The following is a 23,145-nucleotide window of genomic DNA, read 5'->3' on the forward strand; positions in this document are numbered from 1 at the left end:
AATGGAAAGGTTAATTGACAGGAATGTAGGCCGGGTAAGCGCAGCGCCACCCGGCATTTTATCAGGCGCGATCGACCGTAAAGGCAATCACATCGCCAAGCTGCTCTGCGCCCAGCGCCAGCATCACCAGACGGTCAACGCCCAGCGCCACACCAGAACAATCCGGCAGACCAGCTTTTAACGCCTCCAGCAGGTTGGTATCAATCGGCTGCTGCGGCAGACCGCGCGCTGCACGCTTGCGGTTATCCTGCTCAAAACGCTGCTGCTGTTCGCGCGCGTCAGTCAGCTCGTGGAAACCGTTCGCCAGCTCAATACCTTTATAATAAACCTCAAAACGCTCCGCCACGCGGTGGTCTTCGGTGCTGATCTGCGCCAGCGAAGCCTGGCTTGCCGGGAAGTGATAAACAAACGTCGGACGATCCTTGCCAATCTGCGGTTCCACGCCAAAGGTGAAAAGCAGTTGCAGCAGCGTATCGCGATCTTCCTCGGTATCCGCCACATTGCTCAGATCCAGTTTTGCCGCCACTTCACGCAGCTGGGCTTTATCTGCTGACAGAGGATCGATTTCCAGACAACGCTGGAAAGCCTGCTGATAGGAGAGCGTCTCCGCTTCTGAACAGTCCAGAACCTGCTGCAGCAGATCGTCCACCTCATTCATCAGGCGATACATATCATAATGCGGGCGGTACCACTCCAGCATGGTGAATTCCGGGTTGTGGTGACGACCCATCTCTTCATTACGGAAGCTGCGGCACAGCTGATACACCGGACCACATCCCGCCGCCAGCAGGCGCTTCATGTGGTATTCCGGGCTGGTCATCAGATACAGATTCATACCCTGGGAATGGCCTGGGCCAACAAAACGGGTTTCAAACGGGACCAGATGAATATCCGTTACCGTTGCCTGACTCATGCACGGAGTTTCCACCTCCAGGACGCCGCGGTCAGCAAAGAAGCGGCGAATCTCCGCCATTACTGCTGCGCGTTTTAACAGGTTTGGGATGGATGCGCTCGGCTGCCAGGTGGCCGTTTCGCTCATGAGTAATTCTCCGATTTCAGACAAGGGCACGAAGTCTACTCGTAAGCCGGGGCGGAGACAAATTTTGCGCGGTAAAAGCGCCTTTTTCATAACGAAGAAAAATAACGTAACGGAATTCATCAATAACGATGATAAATCACCGCACTGAACAGCAAAAAAATCGAACACGTCAAATTTCCCTCACATCCATACGGTTATACTGTTTTACCCATAAAGGAGCAGTGGAAACGCTTTCGCAATTTCCCGTTCGGACAGGTGAGCTACCTTTAGTTCAACGCGTTGCGGAAAAACAAAAATCTGGAGGAATGTCGTGCAAACTTTTCAAGCCGATCTTGCCGTAATAGGCGCTGGCGGAGCGGGATTACGCGCTGCAATTGCTGCAGCACAAGCTAATCCCAACGCTAAAATCGCACTGATTTCAAAAGTCTATCCTATGCGTAGCCACACGGTTGCTGCAGAAGGAGGATCCGCCGCTGTTGCGCAGGATCATGACAGCTTCGAATACCATTTCCACGACACGGTTGCAGGGGGCGACTGGCTTTGCGAGCAGGATGTCGTTGACTACTTCGTGCACCACTGTCCTACGGAAATGACCCAGCTTGAGCAGTGGGGATGTCCGTGGAGTCGCCGTCCGGACGGCAGCGTCAACGTTCGCCGCTTCGGCGGAATGAAGATTGAACGCACCTGGTTCGCCGCCGATAAGACCGGCTTCCATATGCTGCACACCCTGTTCCAGACCTCCCTTCAGTTCCCGCAAATTCAACGCTTTGATGAACACTTCGTTCTCGACATTCTGGTCGATGACGGCGAGGCGCGCGGCCTGGTGGCGATGAACATGATGGAAGGCACGCTTGTCCAGATCCGCGCGAAAGCCGTGGTGATGGCGACGGGTGGTGCAGGCCGCGTTTATCGCTACAACACCAACGGCGGCATCGTCACCGGCGACGGGATGGGCATGGCGCTCAGCCACGGCGTGCCGCTGCGCGATATGGAGTTCGTGCAGTATCACCCAACCGGTCTGCCGGGCTCCGGCATTCTGATGACGGAAGGCTGCCGCGGTGAAGGGGGTATTCTGGTCAACAAAAACGGCTACCGCTATCTGCAGGATTACGGCATGGGCCCGGAAACCCCGCTCGGCGAGCCGAAGAACAAATACATGGAACTCGGCCCGCGCGACAAAGTGTCTCAGGCCTTCTGGCACGAGTGGCGCAAAGGCAACACCATCTCCACGCCGCGCGGCGATGTGGTCTATCTCGACCTGCGCCACCTCGGCGAGAAGAAACTGCTGGAGCGTCTGCCGTTCATCTGCGAGCTGGCAAAAGCCTACGTGGGCGTTGACCCAGTGAAAGAACCGATTCCGGTGCGTCCAACCGCGCACTACACCATGGGCGGTATCGAAACCGATCAGCAGTGCGAAACCCGCATCAAAGGACTGTTCGCCGTGGGCGAGTGTTCCTCCGTTGGCCTGCACGGTGCGAACCGTTTGGGATCGAACTCGCTGGCTGAACTGGTCGTCTTTGGCCGCATGGCGGGCGAACGCGCAATGGAGCGGGCGGCTACTGCAGGTGAAGCCAACGGTGCCGCGCTGGACGCTCAGGTCGCAGACGTTGAAAAACGTCTGAAAGATCTGGTGAATCAGGAAGGTAACGAGAACTGGTCCAAGATCCGCGATGAAATGGGCCTGTCGATGGAAGAAGGCTGCGGTATCTACCGTACGCCAGAGCTGATGCAGAAAACCGTCGACAAGCTGGCAGAGCTGCAGGAACGCTTCAAGCGCGTGCGCATCACCGATACCTCCAGCGTGTTCAATACCGACCTGCTCTACACCATCGAGCTGGGCCACGGTCTGAACGTCGCGGAATGTATGGCGCACTCCGCGCTGGCGCGTAAAGAATCCCGCGGCGCGCACCAGCGCCTTGATGAAGGCTGTACCGAACGTGATGACGTCAACTTCCTGAAACATACCCTCGCCTGGCGCGATGCGGATGGCACTACCCGTCTGGACTACAGCGACGTGAAAATCACCACGCTGCCACCGGCGAAGCGCGTTTACGGTGCAGAAGCAGAAGACGCCGAGAAGAAGGAGAAGGCGAATGGCTGAGATGCAAAAACTGAAAGTTGAAGTGGTGCGCTACAACCCGGAAGTGGACGCCGCACCGCACAGCGCTTTCTATGAAGTCCCTTATGACGAGCAAACTTCCCTGCTGGATGCGCTCGGCTATATCAAAGACAACCTGGCACCAGACCTGAGCTATCGCTGGTCCTGCCGCATGGCGATCTGCGGCTCCTGCGGCATGATGGTTAACAAGGTACCGAAGTTGGCCTGTAAAACCTTCCTGCGCGAGTACACAAAAGGCATCAAGGTTGAAGCCCTGGGCAACTTCCCGATTGAGCGCGATCTGGTGGTCGATATGACCCACTTTATCGAAAGCCTGGAAGCCATTAAGCCGTATATCATTGGCAACCCGCGCACGCCGGATCAGGGGCCAAACACCCAGACGCCAGCCCAGATGGCGAAGTACCATCAGTTCTCCGGCTGCATCAACTGCGGTCTGTGCTACGCCGCCTGTCCACAGTTTGGCCTGAACAAGGAGTTCATTGGCCCGGCCGCCATTACCCTGGCGCACCGCTATAACGAGGACAGCCGTGACCACGGTAAAAAAGAACGTATGGCGCAGCTAAACAGCCAGAACGGCGTCTGGAGCTGTACCTTTGTGGGCTACTGCTCCGAAGTCTGTCCGAAGCACGTCGACCCGGCCGCCGCTATTCAGCAGGGTAAAGTGGAAAGCTCGAAAGACTTTCTTATCGCTACCCTGAAACCACGCTAAGGAGTGCATGATGACGACTAAACGCAAAGCCTATGTGCGGCCAATGCCGTCCACCTGGTGGAAAAACCTGCCGTTTTATCGCTTCTATATGCTGCGTGAAGGCACGGCGGTACCTGCGGTCTGGTTCAGCCTTGAGCTGATGTACGGGGTTTTCGCCCTCAAACACGGTCCGGAAACCTGGGCCAGCTTTGTCGGTTTCCTGCAAAACCCGATCATCGTTGTGCTGAACCTGATCGTGCTCGCGGCCGCGCTGCTTCATACCAAAACCTGGTTTGAACTGGCGCCAAAAGCGGCGAACATCATCGTTAAAGGCGAAAAAATGGGGCCAGAGCCGGTGATTAAAGGGCTCTGGGCAGTGACGATTCTGGTCACTGTGGTCATTCTGTTTGTCGCATTGTTCTGGTAAGGAGACACCTGTGATCAATCCAAATCCAAAACGTTCTGACGAGCCGGTCTTCTGGGGCCTGTTCGGTGCAGGCGGCATGTGGAGCGCCATCATCGCGCCGGTCATTATCCTGCTGGTCGGCATTATGCTGCCGCTGGGGCTGTTCCCGGGCGATGCGCTGAGCTACGAGCGCGTACTGGCCTTTGCGAGCAGCTTTATCGGTCGCGTGTTCATCTTCCTGATGATCGTCCTGCCGCTGTGGTGTGGCCTGCACCGCATTCACCATGCGATGCATGACCTGAAAATCCATGTACCGAGCGGTAAATGGGTGTTCTACGGTCTGGCAACCATCCTGACCGTGGTGACGCTGATTGCGGTAGTCACCCTCTGACGCTTCAGGCCCGCCATCCGGCGGGCCTGTTATTTCTGCATTTTGCCCACCAGCCACTGCGCAAACTCACGCATTGCGGGGGTTTCTGCCCGCGACTGGAGTCGCGTCAGCCAGTAACTGCCCAGGTCAATCTGCGTCGCAAACGGCTGCACGATGCGCTCGCTGTTCAGCAAATGACTAAACATATCAACAGGCGCGATGGCAATTCCCACGCCCGCCTGAGCGGCCTCAAGCATGGTCACAGACGAATCAAACACCATCACCCGGTGCGTCGGTGAAGGAGGATGCTCACCCGCCGCCTGCATCCAGGCAGCCCATTCGTCGCGTCGATAAGAGCGCAGCAGGGTAAATTTCAGGATATCTGCCGGGTTTTTTAGCACAGAGGCGATATCCGGCGTGCAAAGCGGAGCCAGCGGCGCAGGGCAAAGAAACTGCGCCTCGGTACCATGCCACGCGCCTCCACCATAGCGGATGGTGTAATCCAGTCCTTCGGCGGCAGGATCGACACGGTTGTTATGCGTGGAAAGCTGCAGATCAATGTGCGGATAGCAGCGACGAAAATCCTCCAGCTGCGGAAAAAGCAACCCCGTCGCAAAGGTACCCACCACGCCGATCTTCAGCTTCTCCATGGCAAGATGGTGAGTAAAGCGATCGAGCAGACCGGCGATACGATCGAACGAATCGTTCAGCACCGGCAGTAAATTCTCGCCTTCCGTGGTCAACGTCAGCCCACGGGAAACGCGAACGAACAGCTGGCAGTGCAGGTGCTGCTCCAGCGCTTTCACGTGTTGGCTAATGGCAGAATGGGTCACATTGAGCTCAATGGCGGCATGCGTAAAACTAAGATGCCTGGCGGCCGCTTCGAAAGCACGAAGCGAGTTAAGAGGAAGATAGCTTCGCGTCATCTGTCGTTCCGTTAGAAAAATTAACAGCTAATGCTAAATTTAACCGTTTGTCAGCCACAGTCAAATCCCACAGACTACGCTCGTCTGATGGGCCCGGACACTCCCCTGAACCGCGATTATGGAAGATAACTGATGATCAAAAAATCCCTTTGCTGCGCCCTGCTGCTCGGCGTTTCATGTTCCAGCATTGCTGCGTCGATGTCAGAAAAACAGCTGGCTGACGTGGTGGAAAAAAACATTACCCCCCTGATGAAAGCGCAGTCCATTCCGGGCATGGCGATTGCCGTGATCTACCAGGGTCAGCCGCACTATTTTACTTTTGGTAAAGCCGATGTTGCGGCGAACAAACCTGTTACCCCACAAACCCTGTTCGAACTGGGTTCTATCAGTAAAACTTTCACCGGCGTATTGGGCGGCGATGCCATTGCCCGCGGCGAAATATCGCTGGGCGATCCGGTAACCCAATACTGGCCTGAGCTGACGGGCAAGCAGTGGCAGGGGATTCGCATGCTGGATCTGGCAACCTATACCGCAGGCGGTCTGCCGCTACAGGTACCGGATGAGGTCACTGATAACGCCTCTCTGCTGCGCTTTTACCAGACATGGCAGCCGCAGTGGAAACCTGGCACCACGCGACTGTATGCGAACGCCAGCATCGGCCTGTTTGGCGCACTGGCGGTTAAACCTTCCGGCATGGGCTTTGAACAGGCCATGACGAAGCGGGTCTTTAAACCGCTCAGGCTCGACCATACTTGGATCAACGTTCCGAAAGCAGAAGAGGCACATTACGCCTGGGGATACCGTGACGGTAAAGCGGTCCACGTGTCACCGGGGATGCTGGGCGCCGAAGCCTACGGCGTGAAAACCAACGTGCAGGATATGGCGAGCTGGGTGGTGGCCAATATGGCTCCGGATAACGTTCAGGATGCATCGCTGAAGCAAGGCATTACGCTGGCGCAGTCGCGCTACTGGCGCGTGGGGGCCATGTATCAGGGACTGGGCTGGGAAATGCTTAACTGGCCGGTCGATGCCAAAACCGTGGTTGAAGGTAGCGACAACAAGGTCGCGCTGGCACCCCTGCCTGCGAGAGAAGTGAATCCTCCGGCGCCTCCGGTAAAAGCCTCATGGGTGCACAAAACCGGCTCCACCGGCGGATTCGGCAGCTATGTGGCTTTTATCCCGGAGAAGCAGCTTGGCATCGTGATGCTGGCGAACAAGAACTATCCGAACCCGGCACGCGTTGAGGCGGCATACCGTATCCTCGACGCGCTGCAGTAAAACATTGCCGGGTGGCGGCTTCGCCTTACCCGGCCTACAAAATCCACGGTGTGACGCCGCACAAAAGCCACATTTTCCTTGCTGTCATCTACACTTAACAGAAAACAGTAAGGAAACACCTATGCGCATTCTGCCTGTTATCGCTGCAGTGACAGCCGCGTTTTTAGTCGTTGCCTGCAGTTCCCCTACCCCGCCACCCGGCGTCACCGTCATCACGCCTTTCGATTCACAACGTTTCCTTGGAACCTGGTATGAAATCGCCCGAATGGATCATCGGTTCGAGCGCGGTTTAGAAAAAGTCACAGCCCATTACAGTTCAATGGATGACGGCGGTATTCAGGTCGTTAACCGTGGTTACAACCCGGACCGGGCGATGTGGCAACAGTCGGTTGGCAAGGCGTACTTCACCGGCGACGCGAGCCGTGCCGCCTTGAAAGTCTCTTTCATCGGCCCGTTCTACGGTGGATATAACGTGATTGCACTCGACAGAGAATATCGTCACGCATTAGTGTGCGGGCCGGATCGCGACTACCTGTGGATACTCTCCCGCACCCCGACCATTTCACCTGAAATGAAACAGCAGATGCTGGACGTGGCGACCCGGCAAGGGTTTGATGTAGCGAAATTAGTTTGGGTTGAACAGCCGCATTAATGCGTGCTGAGCTTCAGGCCAACGATCCCGGCAACAATCAGGGCGAGGCTGGCAATACGCGCCAGACTCGCTGACTCTCCCAACAACAGAATGCCGGTGATGGCCGCGCCTACCGCTCCAATTCCAGTCCAGACCGCATAAGCCGTCCCAACAGGCAGGGTACGCATTGCCCATGACAGCATGACAATACTGACAATCATTGCGGTAACGGTAATGACGCTGGGCGTCAGACGGGTAAAACCGTGGGTATATTTCAGACCAATTGCCCAAACCACTTCGAGCAAACCGGCAATGAAAAGAATAATCCAGGACATTTCAGGCTCCTTAACTTAAGTACAAGTTGGGGCCGTCCCCGGTGAAAGAAGCGCTTACGGGTCGTCCCGAAAGGCAGAGATTACGCTCAATATTGTGGATAGAGTGCGCTTTTTTTTCAATCCCTTTGTGCTGAATATGTTAAGGCAAGAAATAGCCTCAGTATGGCGCGCAGTTCAGGCATTTATCACTCATCCGACTTCTCTATGATGATGTGCTTTCTGATGGCAGGAAGCCAAACCACTAGCCGACTGCGAATCCACTATGTTCAAAATTCTTTTGATTGACCGTTGCCACTTCACCCGTACGGGTTTTGAAGCATGGCTCAATCATTCTGGTCTTTTTCCGGGTCACTTCGTCGTGACCGGGTTGAATAACCTCTTCCTCGCCAGAGAGCATATCCTGCAGTGGAAACCGACGCTGGTTATCGCTGACTTACACGGTTTTCGACACGATTTTCATCATTTTCAGCAACTCTCTTCCCTGATGATTGCCAGCGAAACGCAGCCCTTTATTTTACTCCAGTCAGGCGAAGAACAAGACATGACAAACTACCTGACACAATTCCCGGTATGGGCTTCGCTGTTGAAAAATGCCGATTTAGAAGAAGTGGCGATGGTGATTAATGACGCGCTGACGTCATGCGCAAGCGTTGAAATGCCGCAGATTGCCGCCCCGCTGCTGACTCGTCAGGAGGAGAAAGTGCTAACGCTGTGGATGGACGGCGCGAGCAACCAGAAGATTGCCAGCCATTTAAGTATTAACGGAAAAACGGTTTATACCTACAAGCGGAATATCAGGATGAAGCTGCATATGGATACGCGCTATTCCCCGTTTTTATCCCTGCAGGAAGCAGAGAATTGACGGTACGGTAAGAGTGGTGCGCCGTACCGTCAGTGCGTCATTAGTTCTGAGCTTTAGTGGCTGCACCAGAAATAGCATTGCCACCATCGGAGATATCTTCCCCTACACCGCGGGTGGTATTACATGCAGTCAGTACAGAAGAGAGCACCAGAACAGAAAAGATCGCTGCAATTGTTTTCTTAACCATAATATCTTCCTTTTATAGCCAAAGTTGTTTTGTGTATAGCAACTTAAGGATAGACAAGATCCCGTCATTTGACGGCACAGGAAGCATTTTTAAGAAAATTAGACGAAATTAGCTGGCTGCATTAGAAATGACGTGGCCAAGATCTTTGATGTCTTCACCCACGCCGCGCGCGGTATTGCATCCAGAAAGGATTGCGCTGGTCAGCGCTAACAGAAGCAGAATTTTAACGGTACGTTTCATCATCCCTGCCTGCAAAAATCAGGCGCAGCGGGCGCTGCGCCTTCAATCATGACGTAAATTACTTCACGCGGGACACGTATTCGCCGGAGCGGGTATCCACTTTGATCACTTCGCCAGTCTGGACGAACAGTGGCACTTTAACCACTGCGCCGGTAGACAGTTTCGCTGGCTTACCGCCGGTACCTGCGGTGTCACCTTTCAGACCTGGATCGGTTTCAACGATTTCCAGTTCTACGAAGTTTGGTGGGGTCACAGCGATAGGCTGGCCGTTCCACAGGGTCACGATGCACTCAGCCTGATCCAGCAGCCATTTAGCGCTGTCGCCTACTGCTTTCTCATCAGCAGACAGCTGTTCGAAAGTAGAGTTGTTCATGAAATGATAGAACTCACCGTCGTTGTACAGATAGGTCAGGTTCATATCAACAACATCAGCGCCTTCAGCGGAGTCAGTAGACTTGAAGGTTTTCTCAACACGGGTGCCGGTCAGCAGGCGGCGCAGCTTAACGCGTGCGAATGCCTGGCCTTTACCTGGTTTAACGAATTCGCTGGCTTCAACCGCGTACGGTTCGCCGTCCATCATGATTTTAAGACCAGCACGAAAATCGTTGCTATAGTACGTTGCCATAAGGCCCTCTAAATTTGTTAACTGGTAGCTAAGCCACAAAATGGCGCATATTGTAACCCTAAACACCCCGTCCAGAGAAGATTGGTTATCGCAACTTGCCGATGTAATCACCAGTCCTGATGAATTGCTGCGTCTTTTAGACCTCGATCAACACGAAGAGTTGCTTGCAGGCCGCGAGGCAAAGCGCCTTTTTGCCCTGCGCGTTCCCCGTGCGTTTGTTGCGCGTATGGAGAAAGGTAACCCCGACGATCCGCTATTAAAACAAACGCTTACTTCGCAGGATGAGTTTGTCACCGCCCCGGGTTACAGCACCGATCCGCTGGAAGAGCAGAACAGCGTGGTGCCGGGTTTACTGCACAAGTACCTCAACCGCGCCCTGCTGCTGGTAAAAGGCGGCTGTGCGGTAAATTGTCGTTATTGCTTCCGTCGGCACTTCCCCTATGCCGACAATCAGGGCAATAAACGCAACTGGCAGGTCGCGCTGGACTATATCGCCGCCCATCCCGAGCTTGATGAGATTATTTTTTCCGGCGGCGACCCGCTGATGGCGAAAGATCACGAGCTGGACTGGCTGCTGACGCAGCTGGAAGCCATCCCGCACATCAAGCGTCTGCGCATTCATAGCCGTTTGCCGATTGTTATTCCGGCGCGGATCACCGATGGGCTGGTCTCTCGCCTTGAGCAGTCTCGTTTACAGGTGCTGCTGGTAAACCATATCAACCACGCGAACGAAATTGACGATGAATTTCGGGCGGGGATGGCGCGTCTGCGTAAAGCGGGCGTGACGCTGCTGAACCAGAGCGTGCTGCTGCGCGGCGTAAACGATAGCGCCCGCGTGCTGGCAGATTTGAGCAATGCGTTGTTTGATGCGGGCGTGATGCCCTATTACCTGCACGTGCTGGATCGCGTTCAGGGCGCAGCGCATTTCATGGTGACGGATGAAGAAGCCCGGCAGATTATGCGCGAACTGTTAACGCTGGTTTCAGGCTATATGGTGCCGAAGCTGGCGCGTGAGATTGGCGGTGAGCCGAGCAAGACGCCGCTGGATTTGCAACTGCGGCAGTGCTAAAAGGCAGGTGGCGCTTCGCTTACCTGCCCTACGGGGTCCGGGCGCAGCGCCATCAGCAAATTAACTCAGTTCGGGCACTTGTAGACCTGGCCATTCATCTGGCTGGCGGTCGGCACGAAGCTGGACAGCATACCCTGCGTTGGGCTGCTCACGCCGTAAATCACGTTACCGCCCATTGCCGCAGCCTGGTTACGCAGGGCATTCGCCGCACCGCGCATAGAGCCACCTTCTTCGCCATGCTGACCTGACATCCAGTTACTTTGCTCACCGGTTGCCGTGCCTAACAGCTGGCATTCGCTGCCCGGCTTATCTTCCACAAAGCGAACGCCCTGGCCCGCTGCCGACAGCTCATTGCTGGAGCTACAACCCGCCAGCAGCAATGCTGCCCCTACAATCCCTGCACAGACTTTTACGCGCATGTTATTCCTCGTTTTCAATAAGCTGGACAGTAGTTGTCCGTGTGTAAACCTTATACCTAAAAGATGACCAAAAGAAAAACCCCCGAGCATTTCTGCCCGGGGGTTTTTCACATTCTAAGAGGTAAAGCGCACGATTACATCATGCCGCCCATACCGCCCATGCCGCCCATACCAGCAGCACCTAAGTCAGGCGCGTCGCCTTTTGGCAGGTCGGTCACCATGCACTCGGTGGTGATCATCAGGCCAGCAACAGAAGCCGCATACTGCAGAGCAGAACGGGTTACTTTTGTTGGGTCCAGAATACCGAAGTCGATCATGTTGCCATATTCTTCAGTTGCCGCGTTGTAACCGTAGTTACCTTCGCCCGCTTTCACGTTGTTGGTTACAACAGATGGCTCTTCACCGGCGTTGGACACGATCTGACGCAGTGGCGCTTCCATCGCGCGCAGCGCAACTTTGATACCCACGTTCTGATCTTCGTTCTGAGCAGTCAGGCCTGCCAGCTTAGCGGCAACACGCACCAGCGCGACACCACCACCAGCAACCACGCCTTCTTCTACCGCAGCACGGGTCGCGTGCAGGGCATCGTCAACGCGTGCTTTTTTCTCTTTCATTTCAACTTCGGTCGCCGCACCGACTTTGATTACCGCAACGCCGCCAGCCAGTTTCGCTACGCGCTCCTGCAGTTTTTCACGGTCGTAGTCAGAAGTCGCTTCTTCGATTTGCTTACGGATCTGACCCACGCGGCCCTGAATAGCGGCTTCTTCACCCACGCCATCGATGATGGTGGTGGTGTCTTTGTTGATCACAACGCGTTTCGCCTGGCCGAGGTCTTCCAGGGTCGCTTTTTCCAGCTCCATACCGATCTCTTCAGAGATCACGGTACCGCCAGTCAGGGTAGCGATATCCTGCAGCATTGCTTTACGACGATCGCCGAAGCCAGGTGCTTTAACCGCAGCCACTTTCACGATGCCGCGCATGGTGTTAACCACCAGGGTCGCCAGCGCTTCGCCTTCAACGTCTTCAGCGATGATAACCAGCGGCTTGCCTGCTTTCGCAACGGCTTCCAGCACTGGCAGCATTTCGCGGATGTTGGAGATTTTCTTGTCAGCCAGCAGGATGAACGGGCTTTCCAGCTCAACAGCGCCAGTCTCTGGCTTGTTGATGAAGTATGGGGACAGGTAACCGCGGTCGAACTGCATACCTTCAACCACGTCCAGTTCGTCTTCCAGACCGGTACCGTCTTCAACGGTGATCACGCCTTCTTTACCGACTTTATCCATCGCTTCTGCGATCAGTTTACCTACGGTTTCGTCGGAGTTAGCGGAGATGGTACCAACCTGAGCAATCGCTTTAGAGTCAGAGCACGGTACGGACAGCGCTTTCAGTTCTTCAACAGCGGAAGCGACAGCTTTGTCGATACCACGTTTCAGATCCATTGGGTTCATGCCCGCAGCAACGGCTTTCAGACCTTCAGTGATGATAGCCTGTGCCAGTACGGTCGCGGTGGTGGTACCGTCGCCTGCAGCGTCGTTCGCTTTAGAGGCCACTTCTTTCACCATCTGCGCGCCCATGTTTTCGAACTTGTCTTCCAGCTCGATTTCACGTGCAACAGAAACACCATCTTTGGTGATGGTTGGCGCGCCGAAGGATTTGTCCAGCACTACGTTACGACCTTTCGGACCCAGGGTCACTTTCACTGCGTCTGCCAGTACGTTTACGCCGCGGAGCATTTTTACACGAGCGTCGTTACCGAATTTTACGTCTTTAGCTGCCATGTTCTTATTTCCTCAAATTCGTACAGTTTCGTGCGTAAATTACGCTTCAACAATTGCCAGAATGTCGCTCTCGGACATGATCAACACTTCTTCATTGTCGATCTTCTCGGATTTCACGCCGTAGCCATCGTTGAAAATGACGATGTCACCAACTTTAACGTCCAGCGGCTGCACAGTTCCGTTTTCCAGGATGCGGCCCTTACCGACAGCGATGATTTCGCCACGCGTTGATTTGGCTGCCGCAGAACCGGTCAGAACGATGCCGCCAGCAGACTTGGTTTCAACTTCTTTACGTTTGACGATCACACGATCATGTAACGGACGAATACTCATTGATAGCTCTCCTTTGAGAAAGTCATTATCAGTTATGGATAACGCCGGGCCGCATGCGGTTTTCCGGCTAGTGCCCTGAGAGATGGGGATAGCTTTTTCCCCCTTCAAGGGGGAATCGAAAAAAAATTTGCGAAAGTGTTACCATCGCCTCTCTTTTGATGGTGGCAGGACGATGGAAATGAGTGGACTCAAGCAGGAGTTGGGGCTGGCACAGGGCGTTGGCTTACTCTCCACCTCCTTGTTAGGCACGGGCGTGTTTGCCGTACCCGCCCTGGCCGCGCTGGTCGCGGGGAATAACAGTCTGTGGGCGTGGCCTGTGTTGATTGTGCTGGTTTTCCCGGTGGCAATTGTCTTCGCCATCCTCGGGCGGCATTTTCCCAGCGCGGGCGGCGTGGCGCATTTTGTCGGCATAGCGTTTGGTCCGCGCCTTGAGCGCGTCACCGGCTGGCTCTTTCTCTCCGTCATTCCGGTTGGTCTTCCTGCGGCGTTGCATATTGCGACCGGCTTTGGTCAGGCGCTGTTTGGCTGGCATAACGCGCAGTTGTTGCTGGCCGAACTGGGCACGTTGGCTATCGTCTGGTGGGTGGGCTCGCGCGGCGCCAGCTCCAGCGCCAATCTGCAGACGCTGGTTGCGGTGCTGATTGTTGCGCTCGTTGCTGCTATCTGGTGGGCGGGCGATATCACAATAAAAGAAATTCCCTTTCCCGCGGTAACAGACGTCGACCATTCACAGCTTTTCGCCGCCCTCTCCGTCATGTTCTGGTGTTTTGTGGGCCTGGAAGCCTTTGCCCATTTGGCGTCGGAATTTAAGCAGCCTGAACGTGATTTTCCCCGCGCGCTGATGATTGGCCTGCTGCTGGCGGGTACGGTCTATTGGGCGTGTACCGTGCTGGTATTACACTTCAACGCGTTCGGTGCGGATCTCGCTGCCGCGGCATCGCTGCCTGGCATTGTGGTTGAACTGTTCGGTGTGAAAGCGCTGTGGATCGCCTGCGTCATCGGCTATCTGGCCTGTTTTGCCAGCCTGAATATTTATATCCAGAGCTTTGCCCGGCTGGTGTGGTCGCAGGCGCTCGACAAACCTGAGAATCGCCTCGCGCGCCTGTCTAAACGCCAGCTACCGCTGAATGCCCTGAATGCCGTGCTGGGCTGCTGCGTCCTGAGTTCGCTGTGTATTTACGCGCTGGATATCAATCTGGACGCGCTGATCGTTTACGCCAACGGCATTTTCATCATGATCTACCTGCTGTGTATGCTCGCGGGCTGCCGTCTGCTGAAAGGTCGCTATAAAGCCCTGGCGGTCGTTGGGGGTGTGCTTTGCCTGCTGCTGCTGGCGATGGTGGGATGGAAGAGTCTGTACGCTATTGTCATGCTGGCAGGGCTGTGGCTGTTTTTACCGAAACAGCAGAATCCGTAGGCCCGGTAAGCGAAGCGCCACCGGGCAAAAAAATCACCGATCGTCTTTATGATCTAACCGGTCGCGCTGGTCGTCCTTACGCTGATACTCCCCTTCAAACGTATCACCCGGCCCGGTGCTGAACCCGCCACCCGGCATGCGGCTGAAACGCAAATGCGGCAGCAGCTTCATGGTCAGGTGCTTCTGCACCGGCGGTAACAGCAGCAACAGGCCGAGGAAATCGGTGAAGAACCCCGGCAGGATCAGCAGCAGGCCCGCAATAATCAGCGACACGCTTTTGATCATCTCGGCTGCCGGGCTTTCGCCCGCGGCCATCTTCTGCTGCATTAACAGGAAATTTTTGAAACCCTGATTACGCACCAGCGACATGCCGATGACGGAGGTGAAGATCACCAGAATCAACGTCAGCAGCACGCCCAGCACGTAGGCAACCTGAATGAAAATCGAAATCTCAATGTAAACATAGAGAAAGAAAGCAATAAACGGTATCCAGCGCACTGGCATCTCCTGTAGGGCAGGTGCCATCTGGCCCCTGTCTGAATGTGTTCGCAAAACGCGTTTTTTAGAGATGGCGACGGTTAGCCAAAATTCAATCGGTTTGCACGGATATTTTTTTCGGAAATATTAAAGCGGTGACACATTTCACAGATTAATAATTATCATGGAATCGGGTCGATAATAAGTGATCCAGCTTACGGCAATTCGCTATCATCAGCATATGATCTCGAACATCAGGCCGATTGAGGGAATAATCGTCGGTCAGAAAATATTCAAAACCACATATATACTGTGTGTTTAGTACAATCCATCGGCAGCTTGAAAAGAAGGTTCACATGTTAAACAACATTCGTATCGAAGAAGACTTGTTGGGTACCAGGGAAGTTCCAGCGGATGCCTACTACGGTGTTCACACTCTGAGAGCGATTGAAAACTTCTACATCAGCAACAGCAAAATCAGCGACATCCCTGAGTTTGTCCGTGGCATGGTGATGGTGAAGAAAGCCGCAGCACTGGCAAACAAAGAGCTGCAAACCATTCCTAAAAGCGCTGCAAATGCGATTATCGCCGCGTGCGATGAAGTGCTGAACAACGGCAAATGCATGGATCAGTTCCCGGTTGACGTCTACCAGGGTGGCGCGGGCACCTCCGTCAACATGAACACCAACGAAGTGCTGGCAAACATCGGCCTGGAGCTGATGGGTCACCAGAAAGGTGAATACCAGTACCTCAACCCGAACGACCACGTTAACAAGTGTCAGTCTACCAACGATGCTTACCCAACCGGCTTCCGCATCGCGGTCTATGCCTCTGTAGTGAAACTGGTGGACGCGATCAACCAGCTGGGCGATGGCTTCCAGCGTAAAGCGGTTGAGTTCCAGGATATCCTGAAAATGGGTCGTACCCAGTTGCAGGACGCAGTCCCTATGACCCTCGGTCAGGAGTTCCACGCGTTTAACGTGCTGCTGAATGAAGAGACCAAAAACCTGCTGCGCACCTCTGAACTGCTGCTGGAAGTGAACCTGGGCGCAACCGCCATCGGTACACGCCTGAACACGCCAGACGGCTATCAACAGCTGGCGGTACAGAAACTGGCTGAAGTCTCTAACCTGGCCGTCGTCCCTGCGGAAGATCTGATTGAAGCAACGTCCGACTGCGGCGCATACGTCATGGTTCACAGCGCCCTGAAACGTCTGGCGGTGAAACTGTCCAAAATCTGTAACGACCTGCGCCTGCTCTCTTCAGGCCCGCGCGCGGGTCTGAACGAGATTAACCTGCCAGAACTGCAGGCGGGTTCATCCATCATGCCAGCCAAAGTTAACCCGGTTGTGCCAGAAGTGGTCAATCAGGTCTGCTTCAAAGTCATCGGTAACGACACCACCGTGACCATGGCCTCTGAAGCCGGTCAGCTGCAGCTGAACGTGATGGAGCCAGTGATTGGCCAGGCGATGTTTGAATCCATTCACATCCTGACCAACGCCTGCTATAACCTGCTGGAAAAATGCATCAACGGCATCACCGCCAATAAAGAAGTGTGTGAAGGTTACGTCTATAACTCTATCGGGATCGTCACCTACCTCAACCCGTTCATCGGCCACCACAACGGCGATATCGTCGGTAAGATTTGTGCCGAAACCGGTAAGAGCGTGCGTGAAGTCGTGCTTGAGCGCGGACTGTTGACCGAAGCGGAGCTGGACGATATCTTCTCGGCCCAGAACCTGATGCACCCGGCGTATAAAGCGAAACGATATACCGATGAAAGCGAACAGTAACCGTTCAGGCTAAGCTTCCGAAAGGCACGTCACTTGTGACGTGCCTTTTTTCTTTTTAAGCATTACCAATTACACAACATTTCAATATCAACTTGTTAATAAACAAGGAAGGCACTTATGTTTGGAGCAGAACTCGTCATCGTCTTGTTGGCGATTTATTTGGGCGCACGACTCGGGGGGATCGGCATCGGTTTTGCCGGCGGTCTCGGGGTGCTCGTTCTTACCCTTATCTTTCAGATCAAACCCGGCGCAATCCCTTTTGACGTTATCGAAATCATCATGGCAGTTATTGCGGCTATCGCGGCCATGCAGGTCGCAGGCGGTATGGACTACCTGGTGAGCCTGGCGGAGCGTATGCTGCGCCGCCATCCAAAATATATTACCTTCCTTGCCCCGCTGGTGACCTGGTTTATGACCATTCTCGCCGGTACGGGCCACACCGCCTTCTCTACGCTGCCAGTGATTACTGAAGTGGCGAAAGAACAAGGTATTCGCCCGTCGCGTCCGCTCTCTATTGCCGTCGTCGCGTCCCAGATTGCAATTACCGCCTCGCCGATTTCTGCTGCGGTGGTCTTCTTCGCCGGTATCCTTGAGCCGATGGGCGTGAGCTACCTGACGCTGCTGGCGATCTGTATTCCGGTGACGCTGATTGCGGTCATGATCACCGCCGTGCTCTGTAACTTCCTCGGAGCCGAGCTGAAAGACGATCCGGTTTACCAGGAACGCCTGGCGAAAGGTGAAGTGAAGCTGCGCGGCAGCCAGGTCTTCGAGCTGAAGCCACACGCAAAACGCTCCGTGTTGCTGTTCCTGATCGGTATTGTCGCCGTGATGTTCTACGCGACCGCCATCAGCGACACCGTGGGTCTGATCCAGAACCCGGTCCTGCCGCGTAACGAAGCGATTGTGGTGTTCATGCTGACCATCGCAACGCTGATTAGCATCACCTGTAAAATTGACACCAGCGAAGTGCTGAACGCCAGCACCTTCAAATCAGGTATGAGCGCCTGCGTGTGCGTACTGGGCGTAGCCTGGCTCGGTGATACCTTCGTGAAAGCGCACATCAGCGACATCCAGACCGTAGCCGGTGACCTGCTGCACAATTACCCGTGGCTGCTGGCGGTCGTGCTGTTCTTTGCTGCGACCCTGCTCTACTCTCAGGCCGCCACCACCAAAGCGCTGATGCCTGCGGCACTGATGCTGGGTGTGACGCCGCTGACGGCAATTGCCTCTTTCGCGGCGGTTTCTGCGCTGTTCGTATTGCCAACCTACCCAACCCTGCTGGCGGCGGTTGAAATGGATGACACCGGCTCAACGCGTATCGGTAAGTACGTGTTTAACCATGCGTTCCTGATCCCGGGCGTCGTCGCCATTACGCTTTGCGTGATCCTCGGCTTTATCATCGGCGGCATTGTGCTGTAAACGGATTGCCGTTGTAAAAATAGTTAAAATCGGGCCGCTCAGCGGCCCGTTTCATTAATGACCAACTGCCTTGCGTGATATAGTGAAGACTTTCGTGATGAGGAGGTCGACTTGTGAACACGCCTGATGCTGTTGTCGTACTGTGCACCGCCCCTGATGAAGCCACTGCCCAGGATCTCGCCGCCAAAGTGCTGGCCGAAAAACTGGCTGCCTGCGTGACGCTCCTCCCCGGTGCCACCTCCCTTTATTACTGGGAAGGCAAGCTGGAGCAGGAGTACGAAGTCCAGATGTTGCTCAAAACCAATCCGGCGAATCAGCAGGCGCTACTCGACTGCCTCAAATCTCATCATCCTTACCAAACTCCGGAACTGCTGGTGCTGCCAGTGGTCCACGGCGATAACGACTATCTCTCATGGCTCAACGCTTCCTTACGCTGATCCTGCTGCTGTGCAGCACATCAGTATTTGCCGGGTTGTTTGACGCGCCCGGCCGTTCGAACTTTATTCCTGCCGACCAGGCGTTCGTTTTCGACTTTCAGCAAAACCAGCACGATCTCAATCTTACCTGGCAGGTGAAAGAGGGCTATTACCTTTACCGCAAGCAGGTGAGCATTACGCCTGCCCAGGCTAAGGTGGGCGCATTGCAGATGCCCGCGGGCGAGTGGCACGAGGACGAGTTCTACGGTAAGAGTGAAATCTATCGCCAGCGCTTAAGCGTGCCCGTTACGGTGAATCAGGCCGACAAGGGTGCTACGCTGGCCGTCACCTATCAAGGGTGTGCGGATGCCGGGTTCTGCTATCCGCCGGAAACGAAAGTCGTGCCCCTTAGCGAAGTTAATGCTGCCGCCGCTATTCCCCCTCTCCCCTCAGGGGAGAGGGCCAGGGTGAGGGGTGAAGGCGAAGGCGAAGCCGCGTCAGACCTTCCGTTCTCAGCACTGTGGGCCTTACTGATTGGCATCGGCATCGCCTTTACGCCATGCGTCCTGCCAATGTACCCGCTTATTTCTGGCATCGTACTGGGCGGCAAACAACGCCTCTCCACCGCACGTGCGCTGTTGCTGGCCTTCATCTACGTGCAGGGTATGGCGCTGACATACACCGCGCTCGGCCTCGTCGTCGCCGCTGCCGGATTGCAGTTCCAGGCGGCGCTTCAGCACCCTTACGTGCTTATCGGCCTGTCAGCGGTGTTTATCCTGCTGGCGCTGTCGATGTTTGGCCTGTTCACGCTGCAGCTGCCCTCCTCGCTGCAAACCCGCTTAACGCTGATGAGTAACCGTCAGCAGGGCGGCTCGGCAGGCGGGGTGTTTGCAATGGGCGCGATAGCAGGGCTGATCTGCTCCCCCTGCACCACCGCGCCGCTGAGCGCGATCCTGCTGTACATCGCCCAGAGCGGCAACATGTGGCTCGGCGGCGGGACGTTGTACCTCTATGCACTCGGCATGGGCCTGCCGCTGATTCTGGTGACGGTATTCGGCAACCGCCTGCTGCCGAAGAGTGGCCCGTGGATGGAGACGGTAAAAACCGCGTTTGGCTTTGTGATTCTGGCGCTGCCTGTATTCCTGCTGGAGCGCATCATCGGTGATGTCTGGGGCATTCGCCTGTGGGCAATGCTCGGTGTGGCCTTCTTCGCCTGGGCATTTATCGTCAGCCTGGGCGCAAAAAAAGCGTGGATGTGCCTGGTGCAAATTATTCTGCTCGCCGCTGCGCTGGTGAGCGTGCGTCCGCTACAGGATTGGGCGTTCGGCTCACCCGTTAGCGAGACGCAGGCGCACCTGAATTTCATGCAGATTAATAACGTGGATGAACTCAACGCCGCCCTGATGCAAGCAAAAGGCAAACCGGTGATGCTCGATCTCTATGCCGACTGGTGTGTCGCCTGTAAAGAGTTTGAAAAATACACCTTTAGCGATCCGCAGGTACAACGTGCCCTGAAAGACACGGTTCTGCTCCAGGCGAATGTGACAGCCAATAATGCGCAGGATAAAGCGCTGCTAAAACAACTTAACGTTCTTGGGCTGCCAACGATTCTGTTCTTCAATGAGCAGGGCGAAGAGCAGCCGATGCAGCGTGTAACCGGGTTTATGGATGCGATGGCGTTCAGCGCGCATTTGCGCAATCGCCAACCGTAAACAACACTTTAGACGGGACAAACCGTTGGGAATAACGGAGGAGAAAACCGTGCAACGTGAAGACGTACTGGGACAAGCCCTGCAATTACTTGAGATTCAAGGGATCGCCAGCACCACGCTTGAGATGGTCGCCGACCGTATCGATTACCCTCTGGACGAGCTTACCCGCTTCTGGCCCGATAAAGAGGCGCTGCTCTATGACGCCCTGCGCTACCTCAGCCAGCAGGTGGATATCTGGCGCAGGCAGCTGATGCTGAATGAAGAGCTCACGGCAGAGCAAAAGCTGCTGGCGCGCTATACCGCCCTGACGGAATGCGTTAGCAACAACCGCTATCCGGGCTGTCTGTTCATCGCCGCCTGTACGTACTTCCCCGATCCAGGCCACCCCATCCATCAGCTGGCAGATCAGCAAAAACGTGCGGCGCATGACTTTACCCACGAACTGCTGACCACGCTTGAAGTGGATGACCCGGCTATGGTGGCGAAGCAGATGGAGCTGGTGCTGGAAGGTTGCCTGAGCCGTATGCTGGTGAACCGTAGTCAAGCGGATGTGGATACTGCTCACCGTCTGGCGGAGGACATTCTGCGCTTCGCCCAGTGCCGTATGGGCGGGGCACTGACTTAAGCCAGCATGCCCGCCCAGGCGGAGACGAGCAGACACAGCGCCATCAGACGTTGAAATCGCACCATCGCCACGGTGGTGCGAAAAATTTGGTTCACCGCTTTACCCAGCCACGCCCAGCACATCAAACAGGCTATCGAGATCTGCAGAAACCATAGCGCCATTAGCGCGATATCCCGCAATGCATGGTCGCCCGCCGGAGCAAACAGGCTGACAACCGCCAGCGCCATCATCCAGGTTTTCGGATTCACAATCTGCAGCAGCGCCGCTGCCTGAGCGGTGAATCGGACAGGACTTTTAGCGGAGAGACTGGCAGCCGGGGCGCTAAACAGCTGCCAGCTCATCCAGCTTAGCCACAGCACGCCCACCCAGCTCATTATCTGACGTATCAAAGGATACTGACGCAGCACTTCCCCTGTGCCCGCGCCTGATACCAGCACGATCGCACTGGCCGCGATACACCCGCCCAGAATAGCAGGTACGGTATTTTTTACGCCAAAGTGCTGGCTGTTCGTAAGCACCAGAATATTGGTTGGCCCCGGCGTAATGGAGGCGACGAAAGCGAACAACAGGAAGGGTATCAAACTCACAGGTGGCTCCTTTTTATTAGAGCCATGAATGTGCCGTTATTTTTTGGAAACGTCTGGAAGGTTTGTGCACAACCGTCGGTAGTATGCAGGGGAGATACGGTAGGCCCGCTGAAACCAACGCCCCAGATGGCTTTGATCGGCAAAACCCACTGCCGTAGCCACATCAACAGGCTGCTCACCGCGCGCCAGCAGCTGTCGGGCCTTTGCCAGACGCAGCTGAATAAGCCATGCGTGCGGCGCCAGGTTGAACTCGCGCTTAAAACAGCGCGTCAGGGTAAAGCGATCCGTGCCTGTCTCGCGTGCAAGATCTGACAGCCCCACGTTCTCGTCGATATGGGCATAAAGATAGTCGCGTGCACGATGCGCCACGGCAGCGCTTTGTAACTGCGACGGGAGCTTCTTACGCCAGTGGCAATGGGCAGTCATGCGGGAGAGCAGATTATCCATTGTGCTCTGCTGAACGATTTTCATCTCGTCATTATGCAAAGTGGAGAACGTCTCACCTATAGCGCGCACCAGCTGCGGTTCCCGGGTCAACGTTTGGGCAAAGTGGAGTGAATAGTGCCCGGGAGTCGATTCGTACAGCCCCTGTAGCGCACGGGTGAGCCAACGCTCTTCCAGATAGAAGGTCAGATAGGTAAAGCCGCCCTCTACAGGCGCATCGCCGTCGTGGATCTCGCCGGGCTCAAGCAAAAATGCATCACCCGGCTGGCTACGATGACGCTCACGGCGGCAGTGAAACTGCTGCGTGCCGGAGAGGGTTATCCCTACCAGATAGCTATCGTGCCAGTGTGGATCATAGGCGTGTCCTTCGAAATGCGCTTTTATCGTCTCAATACCCGTATCTGCATGCTGACGCAGCTCAAGCCAGTCATTCGTCATACTGTCCTCCTCTTACTCTCAGCATTGCCGTATCACACTGGTACTGTCTGGAAGATTTGTGCATTTTCGCGGCGAAAGCGGACAGGTTGCCGCAAACTTAAGCAGTTGAACAGCTTTTCCCGAAATAATGTTGACGATCGGGCGTGATTGCGGTTTAATGCGCTCCGTTGCCCGGATAGCTCAGTCGGTAGAGCAGGGGATTGAAAATCCCCGTGTCCTTGGTTCGATTCCGAGTCCGGGCACCACTATTTAAAGAACCCAGCCTATGGCTGGGTTTTTGCTTTTCTGCGTTTATAAATCCCTTCTTTAGTATTCTTGTTTCTTTTTGCCGTGGCATCTTACAGTCTGCTTTGCCTTATCCGGCCTACTAAATCCGCAGCACTACTGGTTTTTTCTACGCTCAAAGCAAAAAACCCCGCACCTTTCGGTACGGGGTTCTTCTAATTGATGCCTGGCAGTTCCCTACTCTCACATGGGGAGACCCCACACTACCATCGGCGCTACGGCGTTTC

General features: G+C 55.1%; 26 protein-coding genes and 1 tRNA gene. 15 read left to right on the plus strand and 12 right to left on the minus strand.

Translation table 11 applies throughout. The annotated features are described in order from the left end of the window. Positions 1-61 precede the first annotated feature (61 nt). Positions 62-1,039: an elongation factor P--(R)-beta-lysine ligase gene (gene epmA, locus ACTJJA_RS11690; protein ID WP_010427746.1), complete on the minus strand. Its 978-nt coding sequence runs from the start codon at positions 1,037-1,039 to the stop codon at positions 62-64. Between the two features lie 310 nt (positions 1,040-1,349). Here epmA and frdA point away from each other — a divergent pair, with 310 nt between their 5' ends. Genes frdA through frdD form a run of 4 tightly spaced genes read left to right on the plus strand, consistent with a single transcriptional unit; the run spans position 1,350 to position 4,643 of the window. Beyond that, positions 1,350-3,140 (plus strand): fumarate reductase (quinol) flavoprotein subunit, encoded by a 1,791-nt coding sequence (gene frdA, locus ACTJJA_RS11695; RefSeq protein ID WP_089600273.1) that lies wholly within the window; start codon positions 1,350-1,352, stop codon positions 3,138-3,140. Further along, positions 3,133-3,867 carry a succinate dehydrogenase/fumarate reductase iron-sulfur subunit gene (locus ACTJJA_RS11700; RefSeq protein ID WP_014068601.1) on the plus strand — a complete coding sequence of 245 codons (735 nt, stop codon included), beginning with the start codon at positions 3,133-3,135 and terminating at the stop codon, positions 3,865-3,867. Before frdA ends, ACTJJA_RS11700 begins: the two co-directional genes overlap by 8 nt. Before the next feature lie 10 nt (positions 3,868-3,877). Further along, on the plus strand, positions 3,878-4,273 hold the full coding sequence (frdC, locus tag ACTJJA_RS11705) for a fumarate reductase subunit FrdC (protein ID WP_010427752.1): 396 nt from the start codon (positions 3,878-3,880) through the stop codon (positions 4,271-4,273). A gap of 10 nt (positions 4,274-4,283) precedes the next feature. Beyond that, positions 4,284-4,643, plus strand: a complete 360-nt coding sequence (gene frdD, locus ACTJJA_RS11710) for a fumarate reductase subunit FrdD (RefSeq protein ID WP_032662398.1) — start codon at positions 4,284-4,286, stop codon at positions 4,641-4,643. Between the two features lie 29 nt (positions 4,644-4,672). Here the strand turns inward: frdD and ampR are convergent, their stop codons facing one another. Next, entirely contained in the window at positions 4,673-5,548 is an 876-nt protein-coding gene (gene ampR / locus ACTJJA_RS11715) for a LysR family transcriptional regulator AmpR (RefSeq protein WP_010427754.1), read from the minus strand. Positions 5,549-5,680: 132 nt separating this feature from the next. On the opposite strand from ampR, the gene blaACT reads away from it, so the two are divergent. Beyond that, positions 5,681-6,826 (plus strand): ACT family cephalosporin-hydrolyzing class C beta-lactamase, encoded by a 1,146-nt coding sequence (gene blaACT, locus ACTJJA_RS11720; RefSeq protein WP_440668102.1) that lies wholly within the window; start codon positions 5,681-5,683, stop codon positions 6,824-6,826. A 121-nt stretch (positions 6,827-6,947) separates the two neighbouring features. Continuing rightward, positions 6,948-7,478: a lipocalin family protein gene (locus ACTJJA_RS11725; protein ID WP_440668104.1), complete on the plus strand. Its 531-nt coding sequence runs from the start codon at positions 6,948-6,950 to the stop codon at positions 7,476-7,478. On the opposite strand, the gene sugE is transcribed toward ACTJJA_RS11725, so the two are convergent. Next, entirely contained in the window at positions 7,475-7,792 is a 318-nt protein-coding gene (gene sugE, locus ACTJJA_RS11730; protein WP_100165646.1) for a quaternary ammonium compound efflux SMR transporter SugE, read from the minus strand. The genes ACTJJA_RS11725 and sugE overlap by 4 nt on opposite strands. A gap of 262 nt (positions 7,793-8,054) precedes the next feature. On the opposite strand from sugE, the gene ACTJJA_RS11735 reads away from it, so the two are divergent. Next, positions 8,055-8,654 carry a helix-turn-helix transcriptional regulator gene (locus ACTJJA_RS11735; protein WP_010427762.1) on the plus strand — a complete coding sequence of 200 codons (600 nt, stop codon included), beginning with the start codon at positions 8,055-8,057 and terminating at the stop codon, positions 8,652-8,654. 40 nt (positions 8,655-8,694) lie between these two features. On the opposite strand, the gene ecnB is transcribed toward ACTJJA_RS11735, so the two are convergent. From ecnB to efp, 3 genes are all read right to left on the minus strand, one after another. Continuing rightward, the gene (ecnB, locus tag ACTJJA_RS11740) at positions 8,695-8,841 is read right to left on the minus strand and encodes a lipoprotein toxin entericidin B (protein ID WP_003855942.1); all 147 of its coding nucleotides are present in this window, start codon (positions 8,839-8,841) and stop codon (positions 8,695-8,697) included. A gap of 108 nt (positions 8,842-8,949) precedes the next feature. Then, positions 8,950-9,081, minus strand: coding sequence for an entericidin A/B family lipoprotein (locus tag ACTJJA_RS11745; protein WP_010427765.1), 132 nt, complete (start codon positions 9,079-9,081; stop codon positions 8,950-8,952). Positions 9,082-9,139: 58 nt separating this feature from the next. Then, positions 9,140-9,706, minus strand: coding sequence for an elongation factor P (efp, locus tag ACTJJA_RS11750; protein ID WP_010427766.1), 567 nt, complete (start codon positions 9,704-9,706; stop codon positions 9,140-9,142). A gap of 40 nt (positions 9,707-9,746) precedes the next feature. Between efp and epmB the strand changes: the two genes are divergently transcribed. Beyond that, positions 9,747-10,775 carry an EF-P beta-lysylation protein EpmB gene (epmB, locus tag ACTJJA_RS11755; RefSeq protein ID WP_440668107.1) on the plus strand — a complete coding sequence of 343 codons (1,029 nt, stop codon included), beginning with the start codon at positions 9,747-9,749 and terminating at the stop codon, positions 10,773-10,775. Between the two features lie 65 nt (positions 10,776-10,840). Here the strand turns inward: epmB and ACTJJA_RS11760 are convergent, their stop codons facing one another. The 3 genes from ACTJJA_RS11760 to ACTJJA_RS11770 all read right to left on the minus strand — a co-directional run bounded on the left by ACTJJA_RS11760 (position 10,841) and on the right by ACTJJA_RS11770 (position 13,305). Beyond that, positions 10,841-11,194 (minus strand): DUF4156 domain-containing protein, encoded by a 354-nt coding sequence (locus ACTJJA_RS11760; RefSeq protein WP_010427771.1) that lies wholly within the window; start codon positions 11,192-11,194, stop codon positions 10,841-10,843. A 134-nt stretch (positions 11,195-11,328) separates the two neighbouring features. Next, positions 11,329-12,972: a chaperonin GroEL gene (gene groL / locus ACTJJA_RS11765; RefSeq protein ID WP_010427772.1), complete on the minus strand. Its 1,644-nt coding sequence runs from the start codon at positions 12,970-12,972 to the stop codon at positions 11,329-11,331. 39 nt (positions 12,973-13,011) lie between these two features. Next, positions 13,012-13,305 carry a co-chaperone GroES gene (locus ACTJJA_RS11770; protein ID WP_003855929.1) on the minus strand — a complete coding sequence of 98 codons (294 nt, stop codon included), beginning with the start codon at positions 13,303-13,305 and terminating at the stop codon, positions 13,012-13,014. A gap of 178 nt (positions 13,306-13,483) precedes the next feature. Between ACTJJA_RS11770 and yjeH the strand changes: the two genes are divergently transcribed. Then, positions 13,484-14,722: an L-methionine/branched-chain amino acid transporter gene (gene yjeH / locus ACTJJA_RS11775; RefSeq protein ID WP_010427774.1), complete on the plus strand. Its 1,239-nt coding sequence runs from the start codon at positions 13,484-13,486 to the stop codon at positions 14,720-14,722. A gap of 33 nt (positions 14,723-14,755) precedes the next feature. Here the strand turns inward: yjeH and ACTJJA_RS11780 are convergent, their stop codons facing one another. Then, on the minus strand, positions 14,756-15,220 hold the full coding sequence (locus tag ACTJJA_RS11780; RefSeq protein ID WP_440668269.1) for an FxsA family protein: 465 nt from the start codon (positions 15,218-15,220) through the stop codon (positions 14,756-14,758). Between the two features lie 335 nt (positions 15,221-15,555). Between ACTJJA_RS11780 and aspA the strand changes: the two genes are divergently transcribed. The 5 genes from aspA (at position 15,556) to ACTJJA_RS11805 (ending at position 21,164) form a co-directional block, all read left to right on the plus strand. Then, entirely contained in the window at positions 15,556-16,992 is a 1,437-nt protein-coding gene (gene aspA / locus ACTJJA_RS11785) for an aspartate ammonia-lyase (protein WP_010427776.1), read from the plus strand. Positions 16,993-17,109: 117 nt separating this feature from the next. Continuing rightward, on the plus strand, positions 17,110-18,411 hold the full coding sequence (locus tag ACTJJA_RS11790; protein ID WP_028016415.1) for an anaerobic C4-dicarboxylate transporter: 1,302 nt from the start codon (positions 17,110-17,112) through the stop codon (positions 18,409-18,411). A 113-nt stretch (positions 18,412-18,524) separates the two neighbouring features. Continuing rightward, on the plus strand, positions 18,525-18,848 hold the full coding sequence (cutA, locus tag ACTJJA_RS11795; RefSeq protein WP_010427778.1) for a divalent cation tolerance protein CutA: 324 nt from the start codon (positions 18,525-18,527) through the stop codon (positions 18,846-18,848). Continuing rightward, a complete protein-coding gene (locus ACTJJA_RS11800) occupies positions 18,824-20,539 on the plus strand; it encodes a protein-disulfide reductase DsbD (RefSeq protein ID WP_440668110.1) in 1,716 nt (571 codons plus the stop codon). Before cutA ends, ACTJJA_RS11800 begins: the two co-directional genes overlap by 25 nt. 49 nt (positions 20,540-20,588) lie before the next feature. Beyond that, positions 20,589-21,164, plus strand: coding sequence for a transcriptional regulator (locus ACTJJA_RS11805; RefSeq protein WP_089601520.1), 576 nt, complete (start codon positions 20,589-20,591; stop codon positions 21,162-21,164). On the opposite strand, the gene ACTJJA_RS11810 is transcribed toward ACTJJA_RS11805, so the two are convergent. Further along, the gene (locus tag ACTJJA_RS11810) at positions 21,161-21,751 is read right to left on the minus strand and encodes a LysE family translocator (RefSeq protein WP_440668112.1); all 591 of its coding nucleotides are present in this window, start codon (positions 21,749-21,751) and stop codon (positions 21,161-21,163) included. The genes ACTJJA_RS11805 and ACTJJA_RS11810 overlap by 4 nt on opposite strands. Positions 21,752-21,787: 36 nt before the next feature. Continuing rightward, positions 21,788-22,633, minus strand: a complete 846-nt coding sequence (locus ACTJJA_RS11815; RefSeq protein WP_440668114.1) for an AraC family ligand binding domain-containing protein — start codon at positions 22,631-22,633, stop codon at positions 21,788-21,790. Between the two features lie 169 nt (positions 22,634-22,802). On the opposite strand from ACTJJA_RS11815, the gene ACTJJA_RS11820 reads away from it, so the two are divergent. Further along, positions 22,803-22,878 (plus strand) — tRNA-Phe (locus ACTJJA_RS11820). The last annotated feature ends 267 nt before the right edge of the window (positions 22,879-23,145 follow it).

Source organism: Enterobacter sp. 22452, assembly GCF_052045065.1.
Taxonomy (GTDB): domain Bacteria; phylum Pseudomonadota; class Gammaproteobacteria; order Enterobacterales; family Enterobacteriaceae; genus Enterobacter; species Enterobacter mori.

What these genes read in the sequence shown, in the direction of transcription:
- ACTJJA_RS11700 (WP_014068601.1), top strand. Translation starts at nt 3,133, where the DNA reads ATGGCTGAGATGCAAAAACTGAAAGTTGAAGTGGTGCGCTACAACCCG.
- ACTJJA_RS11800 (WP_440668110.1), top strand. Translation starts at nt 18,824, where the DNA reads ATGGCTCAACGCTTCCTTACGCTGATCCTGCTGCTGTGCAGCACATCA.
- yjeH (WP_010427774.1), top strand. Translation starts at nt 13,484, where the DNA reads ATGAGTGGACTCAAGCAGGAGTTGGGGCTGGCACAGGGCGTTGGCTTA.
- groL (WP_010427772.1), bottom strand. Translation starts at nt 12,972, where the DNA reads ATGGCAGCTAAAGACGTAAAATTCGGTAACGACGCTCGTGTAAAAATG.
- blaACT (WP_440668102.1), top strand. Translation starts at nt 5,681, where the DNA reads ATGATCAAAAAATCCCTTTGCTGCGCCCTGCTGCTCGGCGTTTCATGT.
- ACTJJA_RS11770 (WP_003855929.1), bottom strand. Translation starts at nt 13,305, where the DNA reads ATGAGTATTCGTCCGTTACATGATCGTGTGATCGTCAAACGTAAAGAA.
- epmA (WP_010427746.1), bottom strand. Translation starts at nt 1,039, where the DNA reads ATGAGCGAAACGGCCACCTGGCAGCCGAGCGCATCCATCCCAAACCTG.
- ACTJJA_RS11815 (WP_440668114.1), bottom strand. Translation starts at nt 22,633, where the DNA reads ATGACGAATGACTGGCTTGAGCTGCGTCAGCATGCAGATACGGGTATT.
- ACTJJA_RS11745 (WP_010427765.1), bottom strand. Translation starts at nt 9,081, where the DNA reads ATGAAACGTACCGTTAAAATTCTGCTTCTGTTAGCGCTGACCAGCGCA.
- frdC (WP_010427752.1), top strand. Translation starts at nt 3,878, where the DNA reads ATGACGACTAAACGCAAAGCCTATGTGCGGCCAATGCCGTCCACCTGG.
- ecnB (WP_003855942.1), bottom strand. Translation starts at nt 8,841, where the DNA reads ATGGTTAAGAAAACAATTGCAGCGATCTTTTCTGTTCTGGTGCTCTCT.
- efp (WP_010427766.1), bottom strand. Translation starts at nt 9,706, where the DNA reads ATGGCAACGTACTATAGCAACGATTTTCGTGCTGGTCTTAAAATCATG.
- ampR (WP_010427754.1), bottom strand. Translation starts at nt 5,548, where the DNA reads ATGACGCGAAGCTATCTTCCTCTTAACTCGCTTCGTGCTTTCGAAGCG.
- ACTJJA_RS11760 (WP_010427771.1), bottom strand. Translation starts at nt 11,194, where the DNA reads ATGCGCGTAAAAGTCTGTGCAGGGATTGTAGGGGCAGCATTGCTGCTG.
- aspA (WP_010427776.1), top strand. Translation starts at nt 15,556, where the DNA reads ATGTTAAACAACATTCGTATCGAAGAAGACTTGTTGGGTACCAGGGAA.
- sugE (WP_100165646.1), bottom strand. Translation starts at nt 7,792, where the DNA reads ATGTCCTGGATTATTCTTTTCATTGCCGGTTTGCTCGAAGTGGTTTGG.
- ACTJJA_RS11790 (WP_028016415.1), top strand. Translation starts at nt 17,110, where the DNA reads ATGTTTGGAGCAGAACTCGTCATCGTCTTGTTGGCGATTTATTTGGGC.
- epmB (WP_440668107.1), top strand. Translation starts at nt 9,747, where the DNA reads ATGGCGCATATTGTAACCCTAAACACCCCGTCCAGAGAAGATTGGTTA.
- ACTJJA_RS11725 (WP_440668104.1), top strand. Translation starts at nt 6,948, where the DNA reads ATGCGCATTCTGCCTGTTATCGCTGCAGTGACAGCCGCGTTTTTAGTC.
- ACTJJA_RS11735 (WP_010427762.1), top strand. Translation starts at nt 8,055, where the DNA reads ATGTTCAAAATTCTTTTGATTGACCGTTGCCACTTCACCCGTACGGGT.